The 26,531-nt window shown below is 68.1% G+C and carries 25 protein-coding genes; 12 read left to right on the forward strand and 13 right to left on the reverse strand.

What is annotated here, in order from left to right:
- Nucleotides 1-30 precede the first annotated feature (30 nt).
- Together can and AC1RGU_RS27040 are read right to left on the reverse strand one after the other, a co-directional pair.
- Entirely contained in the window at nt 31-765 is a 735-nt protein-coding gene (can, locus tag AC1RGU_RS27035; protein ID WP_062478745.1) for a carbonate dehydratase, read from the reverse strand.
- 12 nt (nt 766-777) lie between these two features.
- Nucleotides 778-1,221, reverse strand: coding sequence for a MerR family transcriptional regulator (locus tag AC1RGU_RS27040; RefSeq protein WP_070062936.1), 444 nt, complete (start codon nt 1,219-1,221; stop codon nt 778-780).
- 94 nt (nt 1,222-1,315) lie between these two features.
- Between AC1RGU_RS27040 and AC1RGU_RS27045 the strand changes: the two genes are divergently transcribed.
- The 4 genes from AC1RGU_RS27045 to AC1RGU_RS27060 all read left to right on the forward strand — a co-directional run bounded on the left by AC1RGU_RS27045 (nt 1,316) and on the right by AC1RGU_RS27060 (nt 5,496).
- Nucleotides 1,316-2,374, forward strand: a complete 1,059-nt coding sequence (locus AC1RGU_RS27045) for an MBL fold metallo-hydrolase (RefSeq protein ID WP_307696343.1) — start codon at nt 1,316-1,318, stop codon at nt 2,372-2,374.
- A gap of 23 nt (nt 2,375-2,397) precedes the next feature.
- Entirely contained in the window at nt 2,398-3,711 is a 1,314-nt protein-coding gene (locus AC1RGU_RS27050; RefSeq protein WP_492698847.1) for a leucine-rich repeat-containing protein kinase family protein, read from the forward strand.
- Nucleotides 3,708-4,637 carry a pseudouridine synthase gene (locus AC1RGU_RS27055; protein WP_492698849.1) on the forward strand — a complete coding sequence of 310 codons (930 nt, stop codon included), beginning with the start codon at nt 3,708-3,710 and terminating at the stop codon, nt 4,635-4,637. Before AC1RGU_RS27050 ends, AC1RGU_RS27055 begins: the two co-directional genes overlap by 4 nt.
- An 88-nt stretch (nt 4,638-4,725) precedes the next feature.
- Nucleotides 4,726-5,496 carry an SDR family oxidoreductase gene (locus tag AC1RGU_RS27060; protein WP_062478757.1) on the forward strand — a complete coding sequence of 257 codons (771 nt, stop codon included), beginning with the start codon at nt 4,726-4,728 and terminating at the stop codon, nt 5,494-5,496.
- A gap of 714 nt (nt 5,497-6,210) precedes the next feature.
- Here AC1RGU_RS27060 and AC1RGU_RS27065 read toward each other — a convergent pair.
- Genes AC1RGU_RS27065 through glyQ form a run of 5 tightly spaced genes read right to left on the reverse strand, consistent with a single transcriptional unit; the run spans nt 6,211 to nt 11,670 of the window.
- A complete protein-coding gene (locus tag AC1RGU_RS27065) occupies nt 6,211-7,158 on the reverse strand; it encodes a M48 family metallopeptidase (RefSeq protein WP_492698872.1) in 948 nt (315 codons plus the stop codon).
- Nucleotides 7,159-7,215: 57 nt separating this feature from the next.
- Nucleotides 7,216-7,995: a lysophospholipid acyltransferase family protein gene (locus tag AC1RGU_RS27070; RefSeq protein WP_095947897.1), complete on the reverse strand. Its 780-nt coding sequence runs from the start codon at nt 7,993-7,995 to the stop codon at nt 7,216-7,218.
- Nucleotides 7,995-8,573, reverse strand: coding sequence for a D-glycero-beta-D-manno-heptose 1,7-bisphosphate 7-phosphatase (gene gmhB / locus AC1RGU_RS27075; protein WP_070062939.1), 579 nt, complete (start codon nt 8,571-8,573; stop codon nt 7,995-7,997). Before gmhB ends, AC1RGU_RS27070 begins: the two co-directional genes overlap by 1 nt.
- 37 nt (nt 8,574-8,610) lie before the next feature.
- Entirely contained in the window at nt 8,611-10,746 is a 2,136-nt protein-coding gene (glyS, locus tag AC1RGU_RS27080) for a glycine--tRNA ligase subunit beta (RefSeq protein ID WP_492698874.1), read from the reverse strand.
- Nucleotides 10,747-10,761: 15 nt separating this feature from the next.
- On the reverse strand, nt 10,762-11,670 hold the full coding sequence (gene glyQ, locus AC1RGU_RS27085; RefSeq protein ID WP_062481784.1) for a glycine--tRNA ligase subunit alpha: 909 nt from the start codon (nt 11,668-11,670) through the stop codon (nt 10,762-10,764).
- Nucleotides 11,671-11,897: 227 nt separating this feature from the next.
- On the opposite strand from glyQ, the gene AC1RGU_RS27090 reads away from it, so the two are divergent.
- The 3 genes from AC1RGU_RS27090 to AC1RGU_RS27100 are packed head-to-tail and all read left to right on the forward strand — an operon-like array spanning nt 11,898 to nt 14,538.
- Nucleotides 11,898-12,866 (forward strand): diacylglycerol/lipid kinase family protein, encoded by a 969-nt coding sequence (locus AC1RGU_RS27090; RefSeq protein WP_492687425.1) that lies wholly within the window; start codon nt 11,898-11,900, stop codon nt 12,864-12,866.
- Nucleotides 12,863-13,690 carry a metallophosphoesterase family protein gene (locus AC1RGU_RS27095; protein ID WP_492698851.1) on the forward strand — a complete coding sequence of 276 codons (828 nt, stop codon included), beginning with the start codon at nt 12,863-12,865 and terminating at the stop codon, nt 13,688-13,690. The genes AC1RGU_RS27090 and AC1RGU_RS27095 overlap by 4 nt, the downstream gene beginning before the upstream one ends.
- Nucleotides 13,691-13,743: 53 nt before the next feature.
- Nucleotides 13,744-14,538: a phosphatase PAP2 family protein gene (locus AC1RGU_RS27100; protein ID WP_492698853.1), complete on the forward strand. Its 795-nt coding sequence runs from the start codon at nt 13,744-13,746 to the stop codon at nt 14,536-14,538.
- Nucleotides 14,539-14,545: 7 nt separating this feature from the next.
- Here AC1RGU_RS27100 and AC1RGU_RS27105 read toward each other — a convergent pair whose 3' ends face one another.
- The 6 genes from AC1RGU_RS27105 to AC1RGU_RS27130 form a co-directional block, all read right to left on the reverse strand.
- A complete protein-coding gene (locus tag AC1RGU_RS27105) occupies nt 14,546-15,616 on the reverse strand; it encodes an asparaginase (protein ID WP_070062943.1) in 1,071 nt (356 codons plus the stop codon).
- 111 nt (nt 15,617-15,727) lie between these two features.
- Entirely contained in the window at nt 15,728-16,975 is a 1,248-nt protein-coding gene (gene chrA / locus AC1RGU_RS27110; RefSeq protein WP_492698856.1) for a chromate efflux transporter, read from the reverse strand.
- Nucleotides 16,976-17,011: 36 nt separating this feature from the next.
- Nucleotides 17,012-18,640 carry an apolipoprotein N-acyltransferase gene (lnt, locus tag AC1RGU_RS27115; RefSeq protein ID WP_492698857.1) on the reverse strand — a complete coding sequence of 543 codons (1,629 nt, stop codon included), beginning with the start codon at nt 18,638-18,640 and terminating at the stop codon, nt 17,012-17,014.
- Complete coding sequence (locus tag AC1RGU_RS27120; protein ID WP_062482253.1) at nt 18,640-19,518, reverse strand: CorC family transporter; 879 nt, start codon at nt 19,516-19,518, stop codon at nt 18,640-18,642. Before AC1RGU_RS27120 ends, lnt begins: the two co-directional genes overlap by 1 nt.
- A 90-nt stretch (nt 19,519-19,608) precedes the next feature.
- Nucleotides 19,609-20,337: a GNAT family N-acetyltransferase gene (locus tag AC1RGU_RS27125; protein WP_062482250.1), complete on the reverse strand. Its 729-nt coding sequence runs from the start codon at nt 20,335-20,337 to the stop codon at nt 19,609-19,611.
- 109 nt (nt 20,338-20,446) lie between these two features.
- Entirely contained in the window at nt 20,447-20,920 is a 474-nt protein-coding gene (locus tag AC1RGU_RS27130) for an Lrp/AsnC family transcriptional regulator (protein ID WP_062482247.1), read from the reverse strand.
- A 157-nt stretch (nt 20,921-21,077) separates the two neighbouring features.
- Between AC1RGU_RS27130 and hppD the strand changes: the two genes are divergently transcribed.
- The 5 genes from hppD to AC1RGU_RS27155 form a co-directional block, all read left to right on the forward strand.
- Complete coding sequence (gene hppD / locus AC1RGU_RS27135) at nt 21,078-22,205, forward strand: 4-hydroxyphenylpyruvate dioxygenase (protein ID WP_062482244.1); 1,128 nt, start codon at nt 21,078-21,080, stop codon at nt 22,203-22,205.
- 29 nt (nt 22,206-22,234) lie between these two features.
- Nucleotides 22,235-23,047, forward strand: a complete 813-nt coding sequence (locus AC1RGU_RS27140; RefSeq protein WP_492698859.1) for a transporter substrate-binding domain-containing protein — start codon at nt 22,235-22,237, stop codon at nt 23,045-23,047.
- Nucleotides 23,048-23,067: 20 nt separating this feature from the next.
- Nucleotides 23,068-23,940, forward strand: coding sequence for a phenylalanine 4-monooxygenase (gene phhA, locus AC1RGU_RS27145; protein WP_492698861.1), 873 nt, complete (start codon nt 23,068-23,070; stop codon nt 23,938-23,940).
- A gap of 127 nt (nt 23,941-24,067) precedes the next feature.
- Nucleotides 24,068-25,759, forward strand: a complete 1,692-nt coding sequence (locus AC1RGU_RS27150) for an AMP-binding protein (RefSeq protein WP_062482236.1) — start codon at nt 24,068-24,070, stop codon at nt 25,757-25,759.
- On the forward strand, nt 25,752-26,531 hold a 780-nt coding region (locus tag AC1RGU_RS27155), incomplete at its 3' end, for an MBL fold metallo-hydrolase (RefSeq protein ID WP_492698863.1). The genes AC1RGU_RS27150 and AC1RGU_RS27155, both read left to right, overlap by 8 nt.

Below are 26,531 nucleotides of genomic sequence, written 5' to 3' on the forward strand. Positions count from 1 at the left end.
CAGGACCGGCGATGGCAGCGGCGGGTTCGCTCAGGCGGCTGGCGGGGTCTCGGTGCCTTCGGTGCCGTCGGCACCTGCCTGCGCCGACGGCGAGGCGCCTGCGGGCTTGCTCCACTTGTAGCGGATGCGCTGCACGGCGGCCTTGTAGATGGCGTCGAGCGGCTTGTCGCCCTCGACACTCAGGCCGAGGTCTTGCAGCAGGCCGTCGTGCACGCCGAAGGTCCAGCCGTGGATGCGCACCTTCTGGCCGCGCGCCCAGGCATCGACCATGACGGTGCTGACGGCCACGTTGACCACCTGCTCGGCCACGTTGAGCTCGCACAGCGCGTCGACGCGCACGTCTTCAGGCAGGCTGTCGAGCATCACGCTGTGGCGGTCGCGCACGTCCTGGATGTGGCGGATCCAGTTGTCGGCCAGGCCGATGCGCTTGCCGCTGAGCGCAGCTTTCACGCCGGCGCAGCCGTAGTGGCCGACGACCATGATGTGCTCGACCTTCAGGTGCTCGACCGCGAACTGGATCGCCGAGAGCGCGTTGAGGTCGGAGTGCACCACGATGTTGGCGACGTTGCGGTGCACGAACACTTCACCCGGCTCCAGGCCGGTGATCTGGTTGGCGGGCACGCGGCTGTCGGAACAGCCGATCCACATGTAGCGCGGCGTCTGCTGCTTGACAAGGCCGGTGAAGAAGCCGGGCCGGTCACGCTCCATCTGGGCGGACCAGGCACGGTTGTGGGCAAAGAGGTCGTCGAGGTTGTCGGAGGGCATGGTGGTCTATTGTCAGTGAGTCGTCGTGTCGGGCGTGTTTTCGCCACCTCGGGCATCCTGGACGGCCTTGGCGGCCTTCTGCGCCCTGGTCAGCGTGGCGCGGCCTTTTTTCTCGTGCTCGCGCACTTCGGCGAGATTGGCCTGCAATTCGGCCAGCTGCGCCTCGAGCTGCGCGCGGTGGGCGCCGAGCACGCCCAGGAATTTTTCCAGCTGCGGCACGGTGTCGCGCGGGCTGTCGTACATGTCGAGGATGTCTTTTGCCTCGACCAGCGTCAGGCCCAGGCGCTTGGCACGCAGCGTGAGCGTGAGCCGCGCCCGGTCGCGCGCGCTGTACACGCGCTGCAGGCCGGCCCGCTCCGGCGACAGCAGGCCCATGTCTTCATAGAAGCGGATGGCGCGCGTCGTGAGGTCGAACTCCTTGGCGAGCTGGCTGATGGTGAAGGTCTGCGCGGGCATGGGCGGCAAGGGTTGCGGGGGCGACAGCAGGTTGGCGGCGCATTCTCTACAATGTTGCCTCAACCCATGACGTTTACGTAAACGTCAATCATACATGAATCTCCTCGAACGCGAACTCCACTACCCCCTGGGCGACACCCTGCCCGCCGCCGGCGAAGCACTGGAAGTCGCGCCCGGCGTGCGCTGGATCCGCATGCGGCTGCCCTTTGCGCTGGACCACATCAACCTCTGGCTGCTGCGCGACACGATCGACGGCGTCGAGGGCTGGACGGTGGTCGACTGCTGCATCGCGCACGACGAGGCCCGCGCGCAGTGGGAGCAGATTTTCGAGACCCAGCTGCAGGGCCTGCCGATCCTGCGCGTGATCGTGACCCACATGCACCCCGACCACATCGGCCTGGCCGACTGGCTGTGCCAGCGCTGGAACGCGCCGCTGTGGATCAGCGCCACCGACTACCACGTGGCACGCGTGCTGTGCAGCGCCGGCGACACGCTCGCGGGCGGCGACGCGGCGGCCGACTTCTTCGCCTCGCACGGCCTGACCAACCCCGAGTCGATCGCCAAGATCCGCGCGCGCACCAGCTACTACACCAACATGGTGCCCAGCGTGCCCGCCCGCTACGTGCGCATGATGGACGGCGACATCGTCACCATCGGCGGACGCGACTGGCGCTGCATCAGCGGCTACGGCCATGCGCCCGAGCACATCGCGCTGTACTGCGCCGAGCCGAAGCTGCTGCTGGGCGGCGACATGATGCTGCCGCGCATCTCGACCAACGTGAGCGTGCACGCGGGCGAGCCCGAGGCCAATTCGCTGCGCCTGTTCCTGGACAGCATCGACAAGTTCAAGGCCCTGCCGGCCGACACGCTGGGCCTGCCCTCGCACGGCAAGCCCTTCACCGGCATCCACCGCCGCGTCGACCAGCTGCAGGAGCACCACCGCGACCGCCTGGCCGAGCTGCTCGAGGCCTGCCTCGCGCGCCCGATCACGGCGTCGGAGGGCCTGCCGATCCTGTTCAAGCGCGAGCTCGACCTGCACCAGATCACCTTCGCCATGGGCGAGACCGTGGCCCACCTGCACCTGCTGTGGTTCTCGGGGCAGGTGAAGCGCACGCTGGATGCCGACGGCATCTACCGCTTCGGCGCCAGGTAGCGTCGGCTGGGTAGACTTCCCGCATGGACACGCTGGCTGAGCTGCGCGCCGGCCGGCTGGCTGGCGCACGACGACTGGACCTCTCGTGCGGACTCACCGAGTTCCCGCGCGAGATTTTTGCGCTCGCCGACACCCTCGAAACGCTGAACCTCACGGGCAATGCGCTCAGTGCGCTGCCGGACGACCTCGGCCGGCTGCACAAGCTGCGCGTGCTGTTCGGCTCCGACAACCGGTTCACCGAACTGCCGGCCTCCATCGGCCAGTGCCGCCAGCTCGACATCGTGGGCTTCAAGGCCAACCGCATCGCGCACGTGCCCGCCGAGGCGTTGCCGCCCTCGCTGCGCTGGCTGATCCTGACCGACAACGCGATCGAAGAATTGCCCGACACCCTCGGCGACTGCACCCGCATGCAGAAGCTGATGCTGGCCGGCAACCGCCTGCGCGCCCTGCCGCCGTCGGTGGCGCGCTGCCGGCAGATCGAGCTGCTGCGCCTGTCGGCCAACCGTTTCGAGGCGCTGCCCGACTGGCTGCACACGCTGCCGCGCCTGGCCTGGCTGGCGTGCGCGGGCAACCCGTTCGACACCCCAGCCGAAGACGCCGCCATCGACGCGCCCACCGTGCCGCACGTCGACTGGCGCGACCTGACGCTCGGCCCGAAGCTCGGCGAAGGCGCTTCGGGCGTGATCCACCGCGCCACGCTCGCCACACCCGATGGCGCCGCGCAGCCCGTGGCGGTGAAGCTTTTCAAGGGTGCCGTCACCAGCGACGGCTGGCCGCACAGCGAGATGGCGGCCTGCATCGCGGCCGGCGCGCACCCGACGCTGATCGCCGCGCAGGGCCGCATCGACGGCCACCCCGACGGCACCGAAGGCCTGGTGATGGCGCTGGTGCCGCCCTCGTTCCGCACCCTGGCGGGCCCGCCAAGCCTGGCCTCGTGCACCCGCGACGTCTACGCCGACGACGCGCGCTGGACCACCCGCACCGCGCTGCGCATCGCGCGCGACATCGCGGCGGCCATGGCGCACCTGCATGCGCGCGGCCTGCTGCACGGCGACCTGTACGCCCATAACATCCTCTGGCATGCGCAGGACGGCGGACGGCTCGGCGATTTCGGCGCGGGTTGGATGACCGGCGCGCTCGACCCGGCACTGGCGAAGGCGCTGCAGGGCGTGGAGATGCGCGCGTTCGGTTGCCTGCTTGAGGAGCTGGCCGAGCGCTGCGACGATGCGGCTTCTTCTCCCTTGGCCACGCTCGCGGCGCGCTGCCTGCAACCCGAGGTGGCCGCACGGCCGTTGTTCGCCGAGGTGCTGTCGGTGCTGGACGCATCCGCACCATGACGCGCCCCCGCTTCGTCGTCCCCATGCCCACGCGCGACGGCGTGAGCCCGAGCTGCGTGGCGCTGTCGCACGGCCCCTGGCCGACCATCGCCGAGTTTCTGGTCGAGCGCTTTCCCGCCATCTCGCGCGAGGCCTGGCTCTCGCGCATTGAAGCGAACGACGTGTGCGACGAGCACGGCGTGCCCATCACCGCCACGCGGCGTTACGAGTCGCCGCTGCGCGTGTACTACTACCGCGCGCTCGACGCCGAGACGCCCATTCCTTTCGAAGAGTTGGTGCTGCACCAGGACGACGACCTCGTGGTGGTCGACAAGCCGCCCTTCGTGCCCGTCACGCCCACCGGCAAGTACGTGCAGCAGAGCCTGCTGGTGCGCCTGAAGCGCAAGCTCGGCCTGGACGACCTCGTGCCGCTGCACCGCATCGACCGCAACACCTCGGGGCTGGTGCTGTTCTCGGTGCGCCGCGAGACGCGCGGCGCCTACCAGGCGATGTTTCCCGAGCGGCGCATCGACAAGCACTACGAGGCCGTCGTGCCGTGGCACGAGGGCGTGTCGTCGGTACCCGCCGTGTACCGCAGCCGGCTGGTGGACGACGACCATTTCATGCGCATGCGCGAAGCGCCCGGCGAGCCGAACTCCGAGACCCGCATCGTGCTGCGGGAGGCGCGCGACGGCCATGCGCTGCTGGAACTCTCGCCCGTCACCGGCCGCAAGCACCAGCTGCGCGTGCACTGCCAGGCGCTGGGTTTGCCGATCGTGAACGACCCGTTCTATCCCACGCTGCAGCCTGCGGGGAACGACGACTTCGACAGGCCGCTGCAGCTGCTGGCGCGGTCGCTGGCTTTTGTCGACCCGCTGAGCGGCGCCTTGCGCACCTTCGAGAGCCCGCGCCGGCTGGCGCTGCCTTCTGCTCCTGCTGCCGCCTAGGTGACGCGGCGCGGGCGCGTCGCGGACTAAGCTTTCTCCTGACGGGAATTGAACTTCCTCTCTTCCACCACTCAGGAGACAACCGCACATGGACACCACCCAACTCTTCTCGCTGAAGGGCCGCAGCGCCTTGATCACCGGCGGCTCGCGCGGCATCGGCCGCATGATTGCCGAGGGCTTTCTGGCGCAGGGCGCGCGCGTGTACATCTCGGCGCGCAAGGCGGCGGCTTGCGATCAGACGGCGAAGGAGCTGTCGGCTTTTGGGCATTGCGTGTCGTTGCCTGCTGATGTTTCTACTGTGGAAGGGGCTCAGGCGCTGGTCGATGCTTATGCGAAGCATGAAGGGTCGCTCGATATCCTGGTCAACAACGCGGGGGCTGCCTGGGGGGCGCCTTATGAAGAGTTTCCGGAGAGTGGCTGGGACAAGGTTGTCGACCTGAACCTGAAGACGCCGTTCTTCCTGACGAAGGCGTTGACGCCGATGCTCAAGAAGGCGGCTACGGATCATCTGTCGAAGGTGATCAACATTGCTTCCATCGACGGGATTTCTGTGAATCCGCAGGAGACGTACTCCTATGCGGCCAGCAAGGCGGGGTTGATTCAGTTGACGCGGCGGATGGCGTTGCGGTTGGCGCAGGATCGGATCGTGGTCAGTGCGATTGCTCCCGGAGCGTTCGCTTCGGATATGAACAAGGATGCGCGGGATCATGGGGATGAGGTCAAGGGACGGATTCCTGCTGGGCGCATTGGTACGCCTGAGGACATGGCTGGTGCTGCTATCTACCTGGCTTCGCGGGCTGGGGACTATGTGATGGGGTCTACGTTGGTGGTGGACGGCGGGGTTACGCACGCTCGCTAGGTTTTTGGACTGCGTTGTGAGGTTGCTTCCCGGGGCCGGGTCTCGCCCCGGCGGGCGACCTACTTTTCTTTGCTTCGCCAAAGAAACGTAGGCAAAAGAAAGGCGACCCTACTGTCTGCGTCCCTCCGCTTCGCTGCGGGCAACCTGCGGTGCTCACGTTTCGCGGGGTCTCGCCCAAACTCGCTTCGCTCAAACAAGGGCGAGCCCTGATCCGCGAAACGCTCCGCTCCTCGGCGCATACAGAAGGGGTTTGGATACCAACGGGCCATCGCTTCGCTCGGCCAGTGGGCCGCAGCAGGCGCGTTGCGCCTGCTGCGGCTGGGGTTGGTAGCGGCGTTGGTTGGGGCGCGAACGCAGGCTCAGGCGCGAGCGAGTGCAGATGTGCCTACGAGTACCAGCACCAGCACGGGCACAGGCACGGGATTTGGCTGTTGGCAATTCCCGGGCCGAGCAAAGCGACGGCCCGCCCGGTATCAAAGCCCCTCTGGCTGCGCCGAGGAGCGCAGCGTTTCGCGGATCAGGGCTCGCAGCTGTTTGAGCGAAGCGAGTTCTGCGAGACCCCGCGAAACGCGAGCACCGCAGGTTGCCCGTAGCGAAGCGAAGGGTCGCAGACAGTGGGGTCGCCTTTTCTTTGCTTACTTTCTTTTGGCGAAGCAAAAGAAAGTGAGTCCGCCGCCGGGCGGAACTCCCGGCCTCGGGAAGCAAAAGAATCCCCTAGCCCCACCGAGGCACAGCCTCATCCTTCAACTGCTGCCTAAGCACCCCATAGTCAGGCACCACGCTTTCAACGGTCTCCCAGAACCGATGCGAGTGATCCATCACCCGCAGATGCGCCAACTCATGCGCAACAACGTAGTCGATCACCGGCAGGCGAAAGTGAATCAACCGCCAGTTCAGCCGAATCGACCCATCCGCACTCGCACTCCCCCACCGCGTAGCAGCGTTAGAGAGCGACAGCTTCTGCCATGACACCCCCAGCAGCGGCGCAAAGTGATCCAGCCGCTCGATGAACAGCTTGCGAGCCTGCCGCATCAACCAGGCCTGCGCCGCATCCCGAATCTGCGAGGGCGCCGCGTTCTGCGCCACAGCCAACCGCAGCGTCCGCGGGCCACCGCCTTCGACAGCGGGGTCGAGCGTGCCGCCAACGCTGGCAAAACCGTGCTTCGGATCGAGCCGGATCACCACCAGCTCGCCAAGAAAAGGAAACTCCGCCCCATCTTCCCAAGCAATCCGCGTCGCCTCGACCCGTGCATTGCGTTGCTGCGTCTCCGCCAGCTTGCGCAAAATCCAGTCGGCCTTCTCACGCACCGCCGCATCGACATCGCGCAAGGTGACCCACCGCGGCGCACGCACCGACAAGCCTTCGGCGCCGACCAGAAAACCGATGGTCTTGCGCTGCCCGCGCTTGAACTCGTAGGCCACCCGCGCCGACCCCAACACCACTTCACGCGTGGCCTGCGGATGTGTGAAATTCGCCAGCGTCAGCGTGTCAGCCAACGGCACCGCAGGACGCGGATCAACGGGTCCGACAGGTGAAGGCGCGACAGCCACCACCGGCGCGGGAGCAGCGGGTGGCACAGGCGCTGGCGCCTTCTTCCGCGGCCGCCGCGGCGGCGCAGCAGCAGGCGCCGGCGTGCTCCCCAGCCCCTCGAAGAGGTCCATCGTGAACTGCAGCATTCCCCGCATGTCGGGCCCGATTCAGAACAGTTGGCAGGCGCGTCAGCCCGCTTCGCGCGGCAACGTCTGCTGCGGCTGCGCCGGGGTGTCGCTGTACGCCTCAGGGTCGAGGCGGCGCATCTCGGCCTCGATCCAGGCTTCGACTTCGCGCATCAGCTCGTCGGGCTTGCGGCCCACGCTCGAGATCGCCGGGCCGATCGACACGTCGACCACGCCAGGGCGCTTGATGAAGGCCTTGCGCGGCCAGACCTTGGCCGAGGTGACGGCAATGGGGATCACGGGCACGCCGGTCTCGCAGGCCAGGCGCGTGCCGCCGCTCTTGTAGGTGCCCTTCTGGCCACGCGGAATGCGCGTGCCTTCGGGGAACATGATGATCCAGATGCCCTGCGCGAGCAGCTTGCGGCCCTGGTTCACCACCTTGTTGAACGCCTGCGCGCGCTGGCTCCGGTCGATGTGGATCATGTCCAGCCGCGCCATCGCCCAGCCGAAGAACGGCACGTAGATCAGTTCCTTCTTGAAAACGAAGGCCAGCGGATGCGGCATCAGCGTGGGCATGAGGAAAGTCTCGAGCGTGGACTGGTGCTTCACCAGCAGCACCGCGCCTGCGAGTTGGTCGGTCGGCAGGTTTTCCATGCCGGTCACGCGGGTCTTGATGCCCAGCAGCACGCGCGCGCCACCGATGGCCCAGCTGAGCCATTGCTCGGCCATCCAGTACAGCGGAATGCCACGCTTCCAGAGCGAGCTGACGCACATGATGATGCCCCAGGGCACCACGGTGACAAGCATCCACAGGGCGTGGAGAACGGAACGGAGAAACGCCATCAGACAGCCACCTGCAGTGCAGCCCGCGCTTCGCGCGCGAGCAAAAAGTCGACAAAGGCGGCGAGGTCTTCATGCACCCTCGTGTCCGCCGGATATTCGGGAGGCAGCGGGTGAACCCCGCGGCACGCCGCGCCCATGCCCGTGAGCAAGAGGTGCGGTTCGCAGCCGGCAGCAGCGCCGGCCTGCAGGTCGCGCAGGCTGTCGCCCGCGGTGGGCACGCCCTTCAGGTCGATGCCGAAGCGGTCGCCGATCTGAAGGAACAGCCCCTCCTTGGGCTTGCGGCAGTCGCAGCCTTCGTCGGGGCTGTGCGGGCAATAGAACACCGCATCCACCTTGCCGCCCACGGCCGCGAGCATCTTGTGCATCTTGGCGTGCATGGCGTTGAGCGAAGCCATGTCGAACAGCCCGCGGCCCAGGCCCGACTGGTTGGACGCGACCACCACATGCCAGCCCGCATGGTTGAGCCGCGCCACGGCCTCGAGCGCACCGGGCAGCGGCGTCCACTCGATGTCGCTCTTGACGAAATCTTCGCGGTGCACGTTGATCGTGCCGTTGCGGTCGAGGATGACGAGCTTCATGGCGGAACCGCTCCTGGTGGAGGGATGGGGCACGGGGTCAGACAGCCAGCCGCTCGAGCTGCGCCACGCGGTTCATCGCGCTGTGCAGCGACATCAGCAGGCCCAGACGGTTCAGCCGCAGGTCGGCCTGCTCGGCATTCACCATCACGTCCGTGAAGAACGCATCGACCGGTTCGCGCAGCGCGGCCAGCGTCTGCAGCGAGCCGGTGTAGTCGCCCGCGTCGAACTGGGCGTTGGCGGCGGGCACGACCTGCGCCATGGCGGCGTGCAGCGCCTTCTCGGCGGGCTCCTGCAGCAGGAGTTCGCTGACGTGCGCATCGGCCTCGGGCGCCTTCTTCAGGATGTTGCCGATGCGCTTGTTGGCGGCGGCCAGCGCGGCGGCGGCGGGCAGTGCGGCAAAGGCGCGCACGGCCGCCAGCAGCTTGGGCACTTCGCCCAGGCGCTGCGGCAGCGGGGCCAGCACGGCGTCGACTTCCTGGGCGCTGGCGCCCTGCTCGCGCAGGCTGCCGGCGAGGCGGTCGAGGATGAAGTCGCGCAGCTCGACCGTGGCCTTGCTGCTGTCGAAACCGTCGATGGCGCTGAACTGCGCGGCGGCGTCCTGCAGCAGGGCGTCGAGCCCCAGCGCGAGGTCTTTCTCGATCAGCATGCGGATCACGCCCAGCGCGTGGCGGCGCAGTGCGAACGGGTCGCGGTCGCCGGTGGGCAGGTTGCCGATGCCGAACATGCCGACCAGCGTCTCGAGCTTGTCGGCCAGCGCGACCACGAGACCCACGCTGTTGCGCGGCAGCTCGTCGCCGGCGAAGCGCGGCTTGTAATGGTCTTCGATGGCATCGGCCACGGCGGCGTCGAGGCCGTCGTGCAGTGCGTAGTAGCGGCCCATCGTGCCCTGCAACTCGGGGAACTCACCGACCATGTCGGTCACGAGGTCGGCCTTGGCCAGTTGCGCGGCCTGGGTGGCCTGAGCGGCCAGCGTCGCGTCGCCGAGCTTCTCGGCAATGCCGCGCGCGATGTGCATCACGCGCTGCACGCGTTCGCCCTGCGTGCCGAGCTTGTTGTGATAGACCACCTTGCCCAGCGATTCGACGCGCGAGGCCAGCGATTTCTTGCGGTCCTGGTCGAAGAAGAACTTGGCGTCGGCCAGGCGCGGGCGCACGACGCGCTCGTTGCCGCCGGTCACGGCGCTTGCATCCTCGGGGCTGATGTTGCTGACGACGAGGAACTTGTTGGTGAGCTTGGCTTGCGCGTCGAGCAGCGGGAAGTACTTCTGGTTGGCCTTCATCGTGAGGATGAGGCATTCCTGCGGCACTTCGAGGAACTCGCGCTCGAAGCTGCAGACCAGCACGTTGGGACGTTCGACCAGTGCCGTGACTTCGTCGAGCAGCGCGTCGTCGTGGATCGGCACGGAGCCGCCGCCCACCGTCACGGCGGCGGCCGCGAGCTGGCGTGCGATTTCGGCGCGGCGCGCTTCAAAGCTGGCGATGACGGCGCCGTCGTCCTGCAGCTGCAGGGCGTAGCTGTTGGCATCGCGCAGCACCACGGGGTCGACCGCCGCCTCGAAGCGGTGGCCGTGCGTCTCGCGGCCGGCCTTCAGGCCCAGCGCCTCGATGGGCACCACGGCGTCGGCGTGCAGCGCCACCAGGCCGTGCGCGGGGCGCACGAAGCTCACGCTGCTCCAGCCGGGCAGCTCGCAGCCGCTTTCGAGCTGGTAGCTCATCACCTTGGGAATCGGCAGCTTGGCGATGGCTTCGGCCAGCGCCTTCTGCAGGCCTTCGGCCAGCGTGGCGCCCTTGGCGGTGCTTTCGTAGAACAGGGCTTCGGCCTTGCCGTCCATGGCGCGCTTGAGGCCGGGCACGGCCGAGGCGTCGGCGCCGAGCGCGGCCAGGCGCTTGAGCAGCGCGGGCGTCGGTTGGCCCGAGGCGTCGAGCCCCACGGCCACGGGCATGAGCTTTTGCGACACGGCCTTGTCGGCGGCGCGCTCGGCCACGTGCGTGAGGTGGGCGGCCAGGCGGCGCGGCGACGCGTAGGGCGTGAGCACCGAGCCAGCCTCGGCCAGGCCTTGGGCCACGAGCTGGTCGCGCAGCACGCCCGCGAAAGCCTCGCCGAGCTTCTTCAGCGCCTTGGGCGGCAGCTCTTCGACAAACAGTTCAACCAGCAGGGAGTTCTTGTTGTTCATGGGGGTCGTCATCGCTCAGGCGGCTTTCTTCGGGGGCATCTGCGCAACCCATTCGCGCGGGGCCATCGGGAAGCCCAGGCGCTCGCGGCTGTCGTAGTAGCTCTGCGCCACGCTGCGCGCGAGGTTGCGGATGCGGCCGATGTAGGCCGCGCGCTCGGTCACGCTGATCGCGCCGCGCGCGTCGAGCAGGTTGAAGCTGTGGGCGGCCTTGAGCACCTGCTCGTAGGCCGGCAGCGCGAGCTGCTCGGTCATGAGGTGCTTGGCCTGCTTTTCGTGCGCGGCGAAGGCGGTGAAGAGGAACTCGGCGTCGCTGTGCTCGAAGTTGTAGGTCGACTGCTCGACCTCGTTCTGCTTGTAGACGTCGCCGTAGCTCAGGCCGTCGGTCCAGGTGAGGTTGTAGACGTTGTCCACGCCCTGCAAGTACATGGCCAGGCGCTCCAGGCCGTAGGTGATCTCGCCGGTGATGGGCTTGCAGTCGATGCCGCCGACCTGCTGGAAGTAGGTGAACTGCGTCACTTCCATGCCGTTGAGCCAGACTTCCCAGCCCAGGCCCCAGGCGCCGAGCGTGGGGTTCTCCCAATCGTCTTCCACGAAGCGGATGTCGTTCTTCTTCAGGTCGAAGCCCAGGGCTTCGAGGCTGCCGAGGTAGAGCTCGAGGATGTTGCTGGGCGCGGGCTTGAGCACGACCTGGTACTGGTAGTAGTGCTGCAGGCGGTTGGGGTTCTCGCCGTAGCGGCCGTCCTTGGGGCGGCGGCTGGGCTGCACGTAGGCGGCCTTCCAGGGCTCGGGGCCGAGCGCGCGCAGGAAGGTGGCGGTGTGCGAGGTGCCCGCGCCCACTTCCATGTCGTACGGTTGCAGCAGCGCACAGCCCTTGTCGGCCCAGTACGACTGCAGTTTGAGAATGATTTGCTGGAAGGTCAACATGAAGCTGGCCGGCATCGGGGGCCGGACATTGGACGGGACGGTGGCGCGGCACACGCCGCGAAAGGCGACGATTTTACGTTCGCGGGAGGGCATCTCTCCCACAGCCGCTCGGGATGCCGGCTGCCGCGACAGCCCGCGCGGCTGTGGGACAAAGCCCGCCCCCGCACGCTTTTTTGCGTTTCCCGCCGCTTTCGGCACTTTCCTGCGCTTTCCCCCTCTCTCACTGCATGGCATCGCCCCACATCGGCCCCGACACCCCGTTTTTCATCGTGCTCAATGCCGGCTCCGGCAGCGAAGACGCCGCGCAGGCCCGGCAGGTCATCGACGACGCCTTTGCCGCGGACGGCCGCCGGCACCGCGTGTTCCTCGTGGACGGCCCCGGCCGCGTGCAGGCGCTGGCGCGCGAAGCGGTCGAACGGGCCCGGGCCGTGGGCGGCGTGGTGGTGGCCGCAGGCGGCGACGGCACCATCAACGCCGTGGCCCAGGCCACGCTCGGCAGCGGCTGCCCCTTCGGCGTGCTGCCGCAGGGCACCTTCAACTACTTCAGCCGCACCCACGGCATCCCGCGCGACACGGCGCAGGCGCTGCAGGTGCTGCTCGCGCAGCAGCCCCGGGCCGTGCAGGTGGGGCTGGTGAACGACCGCGTGTTCCTGGTGAATGCCAGCATGGGCCTGTATGCCGACCTGCTGGAAGAACGCGAAAGCCACAAGGCACGCTTCGGCCGCCACCGCTGGATCGCCTTCTACTCGGGCCTGCTGACGGTGCTGCGCGGGCGGCATCGCCATTGGCAACTGCGCATCGCCTCGCACGGCCACGAGCGCGACATCCGCACGCCCACGCTGTTCGTGGGCAACAACCCGTTGCAGCTGATGCAGGCGGGCGTCGACCACGCCGAGGCGCCCGAGCAGGGCCGGCTGACCGCGGTGGCGCTCAAGCCGGTCGGCCTGCTGTCGATGCCGGGGCTGCTGGTGCGCGGCGCGCTCGGGCGGCTGGGCGATGCCGACGAGGTGCTGAGCTTTCCCTTCGAGTCGATGACGGTGAAGGCCGGCCGGCTGCGCACGCCACGCCGCGTGAAGATCGCCACCGACGGCGAGATCGACTGGGTCGACATGCCCCTGCTGTTCCGCGTGGCGCCCGACCCGCTGTGGCTGGTGCGGCCCGACAGCGCGCCCGAGCTGGAGGCGGCACGGCCATGAGCTGCCTGCTGCAAGTGTCCGACCCGCATTTCGGCACCGAGCAGCCCGAGGTGCTGCAGGCGCTCGAACGCCTGGCGCACGCGCTGGCGCCGCAGGCGGTGCTGCTGTCGGGCGACATCACGCAGCGCGCCACGCGCCGCCAGTTCGCGGCGGCGCGCGCCTTCGCCGACCGGCTGGCGGCGCCGGTGGTCGCGATTCCGGGCAACCACGACATCCCGCTGTTCCAGCTGGCGGCGCGCGTCTTCTCGCCCTACGGCCGCTACACCGAGGCCTTCGGCCCCGACCTGGAGCCAGTGTTCGCCTGCGACGACTGGCTGGTGGTCACGGTCAACACGACGCGCTGGTACCGGCACGAGGACGGCGAGGTGTCGCCCGCTCAGATTGAGCGTGTGGCGGCGCGGCTGGCACAGGCTTCGCCCCGGCAGGTGCGCGTGGTCGTGACGCACCAGCCGGTGCTGGTGACGCGGCCCGAAGACCGGCAGAACCGTCTGCACGGGCGCGAGGCGGCAGTGACGCACTGGACGGCGGCGGGCGCCGACCTGATCGTCGGCGGCCACATCCACCTGCCTTTCGTGCGCCCGCTGGACGAGCGTTTTCCGGGCTGCCCGCCCACGGCCTGGGCGGTACAGGCCGGCACCGCCGTGTCGACGCGCGTGCGCTGGGACGCGCCGAATTCGGTGAACGTGCTGCGCGCGGAGGCGTCCGGCGACGGCGCGCAGCGCGTGTGTGTGGTCGAGCGCTGGGACCATTCGGCGGCAGACAAAGCCTTCACGCGCGTCGACCTATTGCGGCTTCCGCTTGCCAGCCGCGCGACGGCCCCTTAGGGTTGCGCCGCATGCCTCCTGCGGACACTCTTCTTCTTTCTTCTTCAGCCCCCTTGGTTCTTCTTGCACAGCAGCTGGGCGAACACGCCCTGGCCTGGTTCGCGCTCGCGCTGACCGTGTCGGTGCTCGGCGCCGGCCTCGCCTGCCGGATGCTGCAACGGCGTCATCCTTTGCCCGACACGGGCGAGCCTGACGAATCGCGCCTGGCGCTCGGCCTGGGCCTGGGCTTCGTGCTGATCCTCGCGGCGGCTTTTCTGGTTGCATGGATCGCCTCGCACCTCGGCGACGGCCGCACCATGGGCCGCGCCGACCAGGCGCTGGCCGACGCCATCGCCGCCCATGTGCCGTGGGGCGCGCTCGTGAGCTTCAGCTGGCTCACGCACCTGGGCGATGCGCAACTGCTCGCGCCCGTGTGCGGGCTGGTCGCGCTGCTGCTGTGGCGCAACGCGCACCGCGGGCTGGCGCTGGGCTGGGTGACCGCACTCGGCGGCATCGTGGTGCTGAACCCCGCGCTCAAGCACATCTTTGCGCGGGCCCGGCCGGTGCACGACCACGGGCTGGCGCTGGAAACGAGCTTCAGCTTTCCCAGTGGCCACAGCGCGGGCGCGATCGTGAGCTACGGGATGCTGCTGTACCTGGCGCTGCGGCTGCTGCCGGCGCGCTGGCATGTGCCGGCCGCCATGGCCGCGGTGGCGGCCATCGTCACCATCGCCTGCAGCCGGATCTTCCTGCAGGTGCACTTCGCGAGCGATGTCGCGGCCGGCCTGCTGACCGGCCTGGGCTGGCTGCTGGTGTGCGTGAGCAGCCTGGAATACGCGCGGCACCGCAAGCGCCGCACCGCGCGCTAATCGTCGATCAGTACTCCCAGAAGATGCGCTGAAGCTCTTTGGTGTTGTTGGTCTTCGTGAGAGCCACCATCGCCAGGATGCGCGCCTTCTGCGGGCGCAGGTCGTGCGCCACCACCCAGTCGTACTTGTCGTCGGGCTGCTCGGCATTGCGGATCACGAAGCCGTCGGGCACGCGCGAGCTGCGGATGACGATCACGCCGTCGGTGCGTGCCTTCTGCAGGTTCGGCACGATCCGGTCGGCCACCGAGCCATTGCCCGTGCCGCCGTGGATCAGCGCCTTGGCGCCGCTCTTGGCGATCGCGTCGATGGCCACCGACGACACGCCTTCGTAGCCCATCGCGATCTCGACCGGCGGCAGCGCGGTGATGCTGTCGATGTTGAATTCCGAGTTCGTGGTGTGGCGCTTGACCGGCGCGCGGAACCAGTAGTTCTTGCCCTCGACGATCATGCCCAGCGGGCCCCACTGGCTGGAGAACGCGCTGGTCTTGATGTTGACGTTCTTGCTCACGTCGCGGCCGGTGTCGATGTTGTCGCCCATCGTCACGAGCACGCCCTTGCCCATCGCGTCCTTGCTGCCCGCCACGTTCACGGCGTCGTACAGGTTGAGCGCGCCGTCGGCCGACAGGGCCGTGCCCGGGCGCATCGAGCCGACCACCACGATCGGCTTGTTGGTGTGCACGGTGAGCGTCAGGAAGTAGGCGGTTTCTTCCAGCGTGTCGGTGCCGTGGGTGATGACGATGCCGTCGACGTCCGACTGCTTGGACAGCGCCGAGACGCGCTTGGCCAGCGTCATCAGGTTGTCGTTGGTGAGGCTTTCGGAGGCCACCTGGAACACCTGCTCGCCGCGCACGTTGGCGACCTTGGCCAGCTCGGGCAGGCCGGCGATCAGCTTCTCGACGCCGACCTTGGCGGCCGCGTAGGTCGCGCTGTTGACGGCCGAGGCGCCAGCGCCGGCGATGGTGCCGCCGGTCGCCAGGATCACCACGTTGGGCAGCGCCTGCTGGGCCTGCGCGAGCGCGCTGGCCGCGAGCAGTGCGGCACCGGCCGCAAAGGCACGGAAATGGGTAGAAAAATACATACGGACTCCTTGGTTTGAGGATGATTTCTCGAGGCGGCGAGGAAGATACATGAACCATGCCCGCATGCCATGCCGCTGCATGCCGGCATGGCATGCGGTCATGCGCCGGCCTTAGAGGGCCAGCAGCCAGCCCGCCACCGCCGCCAGTCCGACGACCCACACCGGCGACAGGCGCGCGTAGACCAACAAGCCGAACGCCGCCAGCGCCAGCCCGAAATCGGCCTTCGAGTGGATCGCGCTCGTCCACACCGGGTCGTAGAGCGCGGCGAGCAGCACGCCGACGACCGCCGCATTCACGCCCGCCATCGCGCGCTGGACGCCATCACGCTGGCGCAGCGTCTCCCAGAACGGCAGCGCGCCGGCCACCAGCAGGAAGGCGGGCAGGAAGATGGCCAGCAGTAGCGCCAAGCCACCCACCCAACCGCCGAACGGCCCCGGCATGGCGGCGCCGAGGAAGGCCGCGAAGGTGAACAAAGGCCCCGGCACGGCCTGCGCTGCGCCGTAACCCGCCAGGAACACGTCGTTCGAGACCAGGCCCGTCGGCACCACGCCCGCCTGCAGCAAGGGCAGCACGACGTGGCCGCCGCCGAACACCAGCGCGCCCGACCGGTAGAACGACGCAATGACGGAGAGCGGCGGCCAATCCGTCGCCGCGGCCAGCATCGGCAGTGCGACGAGCAGCGCGGCGAACAGGCCCAGCAGCGCGGCACCGGTCGCCCTGCTCACGCCGTGGTCGCGGTGCTGCGCGGCGGGCAGGTGGCCGGGCGGCAGCGCCCACCGGCCGACGAAGCCCCCGGCGACGATGGCGGCGATCTGCCCCATGGCCGAAGGCACCGCGAGCACCAGCAGCGCCGCGGCGATGGCGACGCCCGCACGCAGCCGGTCGGGGCACAGCGACTTCGCCATGCCCCACACCGCCTGCGCGACGACAGCCACCGCGACGACCTTCAGCCCGTGCACCGCGCCCGATTGCGCCAGGCCCGCCCAGTGCGTGACGCCGGCCGCAAAGAGGATGAGCGCCACGGCGGACGGCAGCGTGAACCCGAGCCACGCCGCCAGCGCCCCGCCCCAGCCCGCGCGGCCGAGCCCCAGCGCGATGCCGACCTGGCTGCTCGCGGGTCCGGGCAGGAACTGGCACAGCGCCACGAGGTCGGAATAGCGCTTGTCGTCGAGCCACTTGCGGCGCTCCACGAACTCCGTGCGGAAGTAGCCCAGGTGCGCCACCGGTCCGCCGAAGGAGGTCAGGCCGAGCTTCAGGAAAGCGAGAAAGACTTCGAGCACCGAGCCCCTGGCGCGAAGGTCGCCTGTGCCATCGACAACGGATGGCGCGGCGGGCTTGGGGCGGTGGTGGTGCTTCATGGACGACGACGTCGAATTTGCATCCGCCGGTACGCCTCAGCCCCGGGTGCGCCCGGGCCGGAAGAAGACCGCGCCCAGCGCGACGATCGCGAGCGCCGCGATCCACAGCGGCCACAGGCCGAAGGGCGCGACCCAGCGCGCGAAGGGCGTGAGCCCGCGCCGGCCCTCGACCGGCGCTTCGAGCACGCCGCGCGTGAGGCGCGGCAGCTGGTGCGTGACGCGGCCCGCGGCATCGATCACCACGGTGGCGCCGGTGTTGGTGGATCGCACCATCGGCCGCGCGAACTCGAGCGCGCGCATGCGCGAGATGGCCAGGTGCTGGTCGATGGCGACCGAGTCGCCGAACCAGGCGATGTTGCTGACGTTGAGCAGGATGGTCGGCGCCGTAGCCTCGTCGCGGAAGTTCGCGCCGATCTCGTCGCCGAACAAGTCTTCGTAGCAGATGTTGGGCGCGATGCGCTGGCCCTGCCAGACGAAGGGCGCCTGTGCGAGGCCGCCGCGCTCGAAGTCGCCCAGCGGGATGCTCATCATGCGGATGAACCAGCGAAAGCCCGGCGGAATGAATTCGCCGAAGGGCACGAGGTGGTGCTTGCTGTAGGCGTAGGGCTGCGCCGCGCCACCGGGCATGAAGCCGAGCACGGCGTTGCGGTAGGTGCCCGGCCCGTCGCCGAGCGGCAGGCCGACGATGGCGGCCTGCTGCGAGCCCGGCTGGCCGTAGCGTTCCTGGATGCTGTCGAGGTAGCCGGCGGGCAGCTGGCGCGGCAGCAGCGGCAGCGCCGTTTCGGGCGTGACCACGAGTTGGGCCTTGGCGTCGCGCAGCTGTTCGGCGTACCAGCGCAGCGCGGTTTCGATGCCGCCGCCGGGAATGAATTTCTCGTCCTGCGGGATGTTGCCCTGCAGCAGCGCGACCTGCAGCGTGCCGGTGGTGCCCTGCGCGCCGCGCGCGTCAGCGGGCAGCGGCGAGACAACGTTGGGCAGCACGAAGACCGCGGCGAGCAGCGCTGCAGCCAGCGCCGTCGGCACCACGCCGCGCAGCGGCAGGCGCCGCGCGACCAGCGCCACGGCCAGCGCCGCCGCGGCGCCGATGCCGTACACACCGACCCACGGCGCCAGCGCGGCCAGCGGGCCGTCGACATGGGCGTAGCCGCCCGCGCCCCAGGGAAAGCCGGTGAACCAGCTGCCGCGCACGAGCTCGGCCAGCGTCCACAGCGCGGCGAACACGAAGGCACCGGCGACGCGCCCCGCCGGCCCGCGCACCACGAACCAGGCGCAGGCCACGGCGTAGTAGAGCCCGAGCGCCGCCGCCAGCGCGAGCACGGCGATCACCGCCAGCGGCGCCGGCAGGCCGCCGTAGGTGTGCATCGAGATGAAGAGCCACCAGAAGCTGCCGGTGAGCCAGGCGGTCGCGAACACCCAGCCGTGCAGGCCGGCGCGGCGCCAGCCCGCGCCCTGCGCGCGCATGCCGTCGAGCAGCCAGACCAGCCCGGCCAGCGACAGCAGCTGCAGCCACCACAGCGGACGGCCGTCGCCCGGCCAGGCGATGGACAGGGCCTGCGCCACGCCCGCCAGGCCGAAGCCGAGCAGGCGAAGCAGCCCGGAGGCGGCGGAGGAAGGGGGAGAGGTGGGCGAGACGCGGGCCGGGGCCGCTGCTGCGGGCGCCGGCATCAGTCGGCCGCGTCGCCGCCGCGCGCCGGCGACACCCGGAACCAGCGCACCGCGCCGCCCTTGGTGTGCAGCACGACGAAGTCGAAGCCGCCGATGGCGTGGTGCTCGCCGCGCTTGGGCACGTGGCCCATCTCGTGCGCGATGAGTCCGCCGATGGTGTCGAAGTCTTCGCTGAGCTGTTCTTCGTTGAAGACGATGCCGAAGGCCTCCGCCACGCGCTCGATGGGCGTGTCGCCCGAGACGCGGTAGGTGTGGTCGGCCAGGCCGAAGATGTCGCCCTCGTCTTCGGCGATGTCGAACTCGTCCTCGATCTCGCCGACGATCTGCTCGAGCACGTCCTCGATGGTGATGAGGCCGGCCACGCGGCCGAACTCGTCGATGACGATGGCCAGGTGGTTGCGGTTGCCGCGGAACTCGCGCAGCAGGTCGTTCAGGCCCTTGCTCTCGGGCACGAAGGTGGCCGGGCGCAGCAAGGCGCGGATGTTCAGGCCCGGCGCGCGCTGCAGCTTGAGCAGGTCCTTCGCGAGCAGGATGCCGATGATGTTTTCTTTTTCGCCCTCGTAGACCGGAAAGCGCGAGTGCGCGGTCTGGATCACGGCGTGCAGCAGCGCGTCGAAGGGCGCGTCGATGTTCACGAGGTCCATGCGCGGCGCCGCGACCATCACGTCACCGGCCGTCATGTCGGCCATGCGCAGCACGCCTTCGAGCATCACGCGCGATTCGGCGCCGATCACCTCGTTGTCCTCGGCATCGGCGAGGGTTTCGATCAGCTCGTCGCGCGAATCGGGGCCGGGGTGGATGAATTCGGCGAGCTTCTGGAGAAAGCCACGCTTGTCTTCCCGTTCAACGGGAGCGCGTTCAGGGTGAGGGTCGGCCACTGCGGGAGGGCGGAGTTGAAGAGAGACAAGGATAACGGATTGCGCATGACAGGCTCTACCGTCCGGCCGGCATAGGCCGCCCTCGCCCGCTCAGGGTGCCGATTTGCTGCGCGCGTCGCGCATGCCGCTGCGCACTTCCTGCAGGCTCGCCAGGAAGGCCCAGAACTGCTTGGCGCGGCTCTTGAGCGCGAAATCGACGGCGGCGTAATGCTCCAGCGCGATCTCGCTCATGCGGCTGTCGAAGGTGGCGGTGGGCAGCTGCAGGTGCGCCTCCGACTCGGAGCCGCTGCGCACCACGGTGGCGCCGGCGTTGCGGGCGATCTTGAGCATGGCCGCGTTTTCGCTCAGCGCATGGATGAAGAGCATGCCCACGCCTTCGTTGCGCGCGGCAACCACGGCGCGTTCGAACAGGCGCGCACCATAACCGCGGCCGCGGGCGTGCGACGACACGGACACGCCGAATTCGGCGCAGTCGCTGTGCTGGTCGCCGGGTGCGTAGGCCACGTGCGCCATCGCGATCAGGTCGAGGCGGCGGTTGTAGATGCCGAACAGTTCGTCACGGTCGAAGTCCAGACCTTCGACATAGCGCAGGACCTGCTCGTCGGCCGCGGCGTAGCCGAAGCGCAGGTAGCGGTCGTGCGGCGTCAGGTCCAGCAGGTGGCGCGCGATGCGCTCGCGTTCGCGCGGGCCGATCGAGCGGATCGGCACCATGACGGGTGGGGGCGCGCTGACGGCGCGCGGTTGCGCCTCAACCATCGGCGCCTTCAGGAAAGAGCCGAGGCCGAGAGACGCTTTGAGGAGGGTCTTGGCGGTAAGCATGGCTCCAATGTAAGGGTTTTCCCTTAATCACCAAGCCCGCAAGGACACTTTCAGGACACATTCGTGACTCGATACCAGAGTCCGTGGTGTTTCCGCAACCAATTTGTGGTTAAACGGGCACAGATGTTGTGGCTTTGACACGATCGAGCACAAAGCTGGTCTTGCAGTCTTCGACGCTGGGGTGCTTCAGCAGGGTGTCCATGATGAAGCGGCTGTAGTGCGCCATGTCGGCCACCACCACGCGCAGCAGGTAGTCCATGTCGCCGGTGAGGGCCGCGCACTCGACCACCTCGGGCCAGGTCTGCACGCTGGCGCGGAACAGGTCCATGGGGTTGCGCTTGTGGGTTTCGGTGTGCTTTTCGAGCCGCACGTTCAGGTAGGCCGTGAGGCCCAGGCCGACCGCCTCGGGCTGGACCAGGGCCACGTAGCGGTCGATGACCTTGTGCTCTTCGAGCCGCTTGACCCGCCGCAGCACGGCGCTGGGCGACAGGCTGACCTGCTCCGCGATCTGGTCGTAGGTGGCGCGCCCGTCTGCTTGCAGCATGCGCAAAATGAGCCGATCTATCTTGTCGAGTGCTTCCATTTCGCCATTTTTGCAGTTTTACTGCGTCACGGCCACCCAGGGCGCCCAGAAACGCAGAAAACCTGAATGCCTTCCGACCTACAGTGCAGCACGGCCCGAATCCGGGCCTTTGTTTTCCTTTCTGCACAACTTTCCCCACTTTCCGGAGACAGCACCCATGAGCCACGCCGACGCCCCCGCCTTCACGCCTTGGGAGAACCCGATGGGCACCGACGGCTTCGAATTCATCGAGTACGCGGCACCCGATCCGGTCGCGATGGGCAAGGTGTTCGAGCGCATGGGCTTCGTGGCCATCGCCAAGCACCGCCACAAGAACGTGCTGCTGTACCGCCAGGGCACGATCAACTTCATCCTGAACGCCGAGCCCGATTCGTTCGCCCAGCGTTTTGCGCGCGAGCACGGCCCGAGCGTGTGCGCCATCGCCTTCCGCGTGCAGGACGCCAAGCAGGCCTACGAGCGCGCCACCGCGCTGGGCGCCTGGGGCTTCGCCGACAAGGCCGGCCCGGGCGAGCTGAACATTCCCGCCATCAAGGGCATCGGCGACAGCCTGATCTACCTGGTGGACCGCTGGCCGGGCAAGAACGGCGCGCAGCCGGGCGACATCGGCAACATCGGCTTCTACGACGTGGACTTCGAGGCGCTGCCGGGCGTGTCGTCGCAGGACGCGCTCGCGCGCAAGGGCAACGGCCTGACCTACATCGACCACCTGACGCACAACGTGTACCGCGGCCGCATGGACGTGTGGGCCAACTTCTACGAAAAGCTCTTCAACTTCCGCGAAGTGAAGTACTTCGACATCGAAGGTCAGGTGACGGGCGTGAAGAGCAAGGCCATGACCAGCCCCTGCGGCAAGATCCGCATCCCGATCAACGAAGAGGGCAAGGAACAGGCCGGCCAGATCCAGGAGTACCTGGACATGTACAAGGGCGAGGGCATCCAGCACATCGCCATGGGTTCGGACAACCTGTACGAGAGCGTCGACGCGCTGCGCGCCAACGGCGTGACGCTGCTGGACACCATCGACACCTACTACGAGCTGATCGACAAGCGCATTCCCGGCCACGGCGAAAGCGTGGCCGAGCTGAAGAGCCGCAAGATCCTGATCGACGGCAAGAAGGACGCGCTGCTGCTGCAGATCTTCAGCGAGAACCAGCTGGGCCCGATCTTCTTCGAGTTCATCCAGCGCAAGGGCGACGACGGCTTCGGCAACGGCAACTTCAAGGCGCTGTTCGAGAGCATCGAGCTCGACCAGATGCGCCGGGGCGTGCTGAGCGCCGCAAAATAAGGCGCTTCACCACTGCCCTGGAGCCCGGCATGCGCCACGCGTCTTCTTCGACTGTCGTCACTTCCTTTGTCGCGGCAGCCGCCGCTGCGGTCGTGCTCTCGGGCTGCGCCTCGGCGCCGCCCGCGGCCGGCCCGGGTGCCTCGCATCTGGACACGGTGCAGAAGGCGGCGGTGCTGCGCATCTGCACGCCGGGCGACTACCGGCCCTTCAGCTTCCAGAAGGCTGACGCCTCGTTCGAAGGCATCGACGTCGACCTGATGACGGGCTTCAGCGCCAGCCTGGGCGCCAAGCCCGAGTGGGTCAAGACGACGTGGGCCAACCTGCTGCCCGACCTGGCCGCGGGCAAGTGCGACATCGCCGTGGGCGGCGTGTCGGTGACCACCGACCGCCAGAAGCGCGCCTTCTTCAGCGCGCCGTACATGGTCAACGGCAAGACGCCCATCGCGCGCTGCGCCGACGTCGCCAAGTACCAGAGCGTGGCGGCCATCGACCAGCCGTCGACCCGCGTGATCTTCAACCCGGGCGGCAGCAACGAACGCTTCGCCCGCACCAACTTCAAGCAGGCCAAGCTCACGCTGCACGGCGAGAACGTCACGATCTTCGACGAGATCCTGGCCAACCGCGCCGACGTGTTCGTCACCGAATCGGCCGAGGCCATCACGCAGCAGAAGCTCAAGCCTGGGCTGTGCGCGGTGAACCCCGACAAGCCGCTGCAGTACGGCGAGATGGCCTGGATGCTGCCGCGCGACGACGTGGCTTTCAAATCGTATGTCGACCAATGGCTGCACCTGCAGCAAGCCGGCGGCGACTTCCAGCGCGTGATGGACCGCTGGCTCAAGTAACCCGAGAAACCGAACGCCCCATGGATTCCCCTGCCGCCGTTGTCACTCCCGCCGTCTATGGCGCCTCCGATCGCCCGCCGCGTGGCGACTACTCGCGCGGCGGTTCGGTGCAAGCCGACTACACCTGCCCGCAGGACTGGGCCAGCTACACGGCGGCCGACCACGACACCTACAAGCGACTGTACGAACGCCAGGCCGCGCAGCTGATGGGCCTGGCCTGCGACGCCTTCATCAAGTCGCTGCCGCTGCTCGGCGTGAAGGACCGCATCCCGCGCTTCGAGGAACTCAACGAGCGCCTGCACCGCGCCACCGGCTGGGAGATCGTCGCGGTGCCGGGGCTGATTCCCGAGCTGCCCTTCTTCACGCTGCTGGCGAACCGCAAGTTCCCGGTGACCGACTGGATCCGCAAGCCCGAAGAGTTCGACTACATCGTCGAGCCCGACGTGTTCCACGACCTGTTCGGCCACGTGCCGATGCTGTTCGACCCCACCTTCGCCGACTACGTGCAGCGCTACGGCCAGGGCGGCATCAAGGCGCACGAGCTGGGCGCGGGCGAGAAGCTGGCACGGCTGTACTGGTACACGGTCGAGTTCGGCCTGATCCGCCAGCCCGAGGGCCTGCGCGCCTACGGCGCCGGCATCCTGAGCTCGGTCGGCGAACTGCAGCACGCGGTGCGCAGCCCCGAGCCGCACCGCCTGCCGCTCGACCTGCTGCGCACCATGCGCACGCAATACAAGATCGACACTTACCAGGCCAACTACTTCGTGATCGAGAACTTCGCGCAGCTCTTCGATCTCACGGCCCCGGACTTCACGCCGCTGTACCGCGCGCTCGAGGTGCAGCCCGACATCCCGGCCGGCGTGCTGCTGCCGGGCGAATCCGGCAACGCCTGATCGCATCGCTGTGACCCGGGCGCGCACGGCGGCTATCGCCTGCGCGACACCGGGCATGCGCCCCTAGGACAAGCCCGCTGGCGGCTGGGAGGCATTGGCTCCCACAATCCGCGCCAAAGGAGCTTGCATGCAGACATCCGCGCGACAGAACTACCCGGCCGGCGTGCCGCACGAGATTCATCCGGAGCAGTACCGCTCCCTGCCTCACATGTTCGACGAGGCTTTCGGCCGCTACAAGGACCGGCCGTTCTCGGTCTGCATGGAGCGATGGATGTCGTATGGCGAGCTCGACACGCTCTCGAAGGCGATGGGTGCATGGCTGCAATCGCAGGGCCTCGCGCCCGGTGCGCGGGTGGCGATCATGCTGCCCAACGTGCCGCAGTTCGCGGTCACGATGTGCGCCGTGCTGCGCGCGGGCTACACCTGCGTCAACGTCAATCCGCTGTACACGGCGCGCGAGTTGGAGCACCAGCTCAAGGACTCCGGCGCCACCGCCATCGTCATCCTCGAGAACTTTGCCGCCACGCTCGAGCAGGTGATCGAGCGCACGCCGGTCAAGCACGTGGTGATGACTGCGATGGGCGACCTGCTCGGCGGGCTGTACGGCACGTGGATCACGGTGGCCGTGCGCCACCTGGCCAAGATGGTGCCGCCCTACAAGCTGCCACTGAGCGACGGCCGCACGGTCACGCCGTTCAAGCAGGCGATTGCCGAAGGCCGCGGACGCACGCTCGGGCCCGATCAGAGCACGCTCGATTCGATCGCCTTCCTGCAGTACACGGGTGGCACCACTGGCCTGTCGAAGGGCGCGGTACTGACCCACCGCAACATCGTGGCCGCCACGCTGCAGGCCGAGGCCTGGTTCACGCCTGCGCTGGCGCGGGCCGGCGACCTGGCGAAGGTCAACAGCATCGCCGCGCTGCCGCTGTATCACATCTTCGCGCTGACCCTGTGCCTGCTGGTGATCCGCCAGGGCTCGCACATGACGCTGATTCCGAACCCGCGCGACTTCAACAAGTTCGTCGCGGTGCTGAAGAAGCGGCCCTTCCACATGCTGCCGGCCGTGAACACCTTGTTCAATGCGCTGCTGATGCACCCGGAGTTCAAGACGGTCGACTTTTCGACGCTGTTCGTCTCGCAGGCCGGTGGCATGGCTGCCTCCGAAGGCACGGCGCGCAAGTGGTTCGAAGCCACCGGCTGCCCGATGATCGAAGGCTGGGGCATGAGCGAGACCTGCGCGATCGGCACCAACAACCCGGTGTCGAACACGAAGTTCACGGGCACCATCGGCCTGCCGTTGCCGAGCATTGAGATCGCGATCAAGGACGATGAAGGCCAATCACTGCCGATCGGCCAGGCGGGCGAGCTGTGCATCAAGGGGCCGAACGTGATGACCGGCTATTACAACCAGCCCGCCGAGACGGCCGCGGCCTTCACGGCCGACGGCTTCATGCGCACCGGCGACATCGCCGTGATGCAGGAAGACGGCTACAGCCGGATCGTCGACCGCAAGAAGGACATGATCCTCGTCAGCGGTTTCAACGTGTTCCCCAACGAGCTGGAGAACGTGATCTCGCTGTGCCCGGGCGTCGTCGAATGCGCGGCCGTGGGCGTGCCGGACGAGAAGCAAGGCGAAGCCATCAAAGTCTTTGTGGTCCGCAAGGACCCGACGCTGACGGAAGACGCCGTGCTCCAGTACTGCAACGGACAGCTCACCGGCTACAAGCGGCCGAAGCACATCGAGTTCCGCGAGTCGCTGCCCAAGACCAACGTGGGGAAGATCCTGCGGCGCGAGCTGCGCACCAGCGCCGGTGCCTGAGCGCGTGGGGCACCACGAGGAGGCCAGCGCCGGGCTGCCGGCGAATGTCGCCGTGTTCGAGCGGGGCTGGCTGTCTTCGAACAACATTCTCTTCGTCGGAGTCGAGGAAACGACGCTGGTCGACACCGGCTATGCCACGCATGCCGAGCAAACGTTGGCACTGGTCGAGTCGGTGCTGGGCGAACGTCCGCTTGATCGGGTGCTGAACACGCATCTGCACAGCGACCACTGCGGGGGGAACGCGGCGTTGCAGCAGCGTTATCCATTGTTGCGGACAGACATTCCGCCTGGAGAGGCGGCGCTGGTTGAGCGGTGGGATGCGCAGGGTCTGAGTTTTCTTGCGACGGGGCAAAGTTGTCCGCGTTTTGGTTTCACCGGACTGCTCGAGCCTGGCACTGAATGCCTATTGGGAGACAGTGCGTGGCAAGTGCATGGGGCTCCGGGTCACGATCCGCATTCGGTGATCCTCTTCGACCCGGTGTCGCGGACCCTGATTTCAGCGGATGCGCTCTGGGAGAACGGGTTTGGCATCGCTTTTCCGGAGCTGATGGGCGAGCCCTCGTTCGGAGACATTGCGGCGACGCTTGATCTGATCGAGAAATTGTCGCCGCGGCAGGTGATCCCGGGGCATGGAGGAGTCTTTGGCGATGTCGAGCGAGCTTTGCAGACGGCGCGCAAGCGTTTAGCTGGCTTGCAGCGAGACCCTGTGAAGCACGCGCGCCATGCGATGAAGGTGTTGATGAAGTTCAAGCTTCTGGAGCTGCACGCGGTG

The organism is Variovorax sp. GW823-FHT02B07, from assembly GCF_058797695.1.

Excerpts from the sequence above, each read along its gene's own strand:
- AC1RGU_RS27050 (WP_492698847.1), top strand. The coding sequence starts at position 2,398 with ATGGACACGCTGGCTGAGCTGCGCGCCGGCCGGCTGGCTGGCGCACGA.
- AC1RGU_RS27045 (WP_307696343.1), top strand. The coding sequence starts at position 1,316 with ATGAATCTCCTCGAACGCGAACTCCACTACCCCCTGGGCGACACCCTG.
- AC1RGU_RS27055 (WP_492698849.1), top strand. The coding sequence starts at position 3,708 with ATGACGCGCCCCCGCTTCGTCGTCCCCATGCCCACGCGCGACGGCGTG.
- can (WP_062478745.1), bottom strand. The coding sequence starts at position 765 with ATGCCCTCCGACAACCTCGACGACCTCTTTGCCCACAACCGTGCCTGG.
- AC1RGU_RS27065 (WP_492698872.1), bottom strand. The coding sequence starts at position 7,158 with ATGGACCTCTTCGAGGGGCTGGGGAGCACGCCGGCGCCTGCTGCTGCG.
- AC1RGU_RS27070 (WP_095947897.1), bottom strand. The coding sequence starts at position 7,995 with ATGGCGTTTCTCCGTTCCGTTCTCCACGCCCTGTGGATGCTTGTCACC.
- glyQ (WP_062481784.1), bottom strand. The coding sequence starts at position 11,670 with ATGTTGACCTTCCAGCAAATCATTCTCAAACTGCAGTCGTACTGGGCC.
- hppD (WP_062482244.1), top strand. The coding sequence starts at position 21,078 with ATGAGCCACGCCGACGCCCCCGCCTTCACGCCTTGGGAGAACCCGATG.
- AC1RGU_RS27040 (WP_070062936.1), bottom strand. The coding sequence starts at position 1,221 with ATGCCCGCGCAGACCTTCACCATCAGCCAGCTCGCCAAGGAGTTCGAC.
- AC1RGU_RS27095 (WP_492698851.1), top strand. The coding sequence starts at position 12,863 with ATGAGCTGCCTGCTGCAAGTGTCCGACCCGCATTTCGGCACCGAGCAG.
- AC1RGU_RS27140 (WP_492698859.1), top strand. The coding sequence starts at position 22,235 with ATGCGCCACGCGTCTTCTTCGACTGTCGTCACTTCCTTTGTCGCGGCA.
- AC1RGU_RS27090 (WP_492687425.1), top strand. The coding sequence starts at position 11,898 with ATGGCATCGCCCCACATCGGCCCCGACACCCCGTTTTTCATCGTGCTC.
- gmhB (WP_070062939.1), bottom strand. The coding sequence starts at position 8,573 with ATGAAGCTCGTCATCCTCGACCGCAACGGCACGATCAACGTGCACCGC.
- AC1RGU_RS27060 (WP_062478757.1), top strand. The coding sequence starts at position 4,726 with ATGGACACCACCCAACTCTTCTCGCTGAAGGGCCGCAGCGCCTTGATC.
- lnt (WP_492698857.1), bottom strand. The coding sequence starts at position 18,640 with ATGCCGGCGCCCGCAGCAGCGGCCCCGGCCCGCGTCTCGCCCACCTCT.
- glyS (WP_492698874.1), bottom strand. The coding sequence starts at position 10,746 with ATGAACAACAAGAACTCCCTGCTGGTTGAACTGTTTGTCGAAGAGCTG.
- AC1RGU_RS27105 (WP_070062943.1), bottom strand. The coding sequence starts at position 15,616 with ATGTATTTTTCTACCCATTTCCGTGCCTTTGCGGCCGGTGCCGCACTG.
- phhA (WP_492698861.1), top strand. The coding sequence starts at position 23,068 with ATGGATTCCCCTGCCGCCGTTGTCACTCCCGCCGTCTATGGCGCCTCC.
- chrA (WP_492698856.1), bottom strand. The coding sequence starts at position 16,975 with ATGAAGCACCACCACCGCCCCAAGCCCGCCGCGCCATCCGTTGTCGAT.
- AC1RGU_RS27125 (WP_062482250.1), bottom strand. The coding sequence starts at position 20,337 with ATGCTTACCGCCAAGACCCTCCTCAAAGCGTCTCTCGGCCTCGGCTCT.
- AC1RGU_RS27130 (WP_062482247.1), bottom strand. The coding sequence starts at position 20,920 with ATGGAAGCACTCGACAAGATAGATCGGCTCATTTTGCGCATGCTGCAA.
- AC1RGU_RS27150 (WP_062482236.1), top strand. The coding sequence starts at position 24,068 with ATGCAGACATCCGCGCGACAGAACTACCCGGCCGGCGTGCCGCACGAG.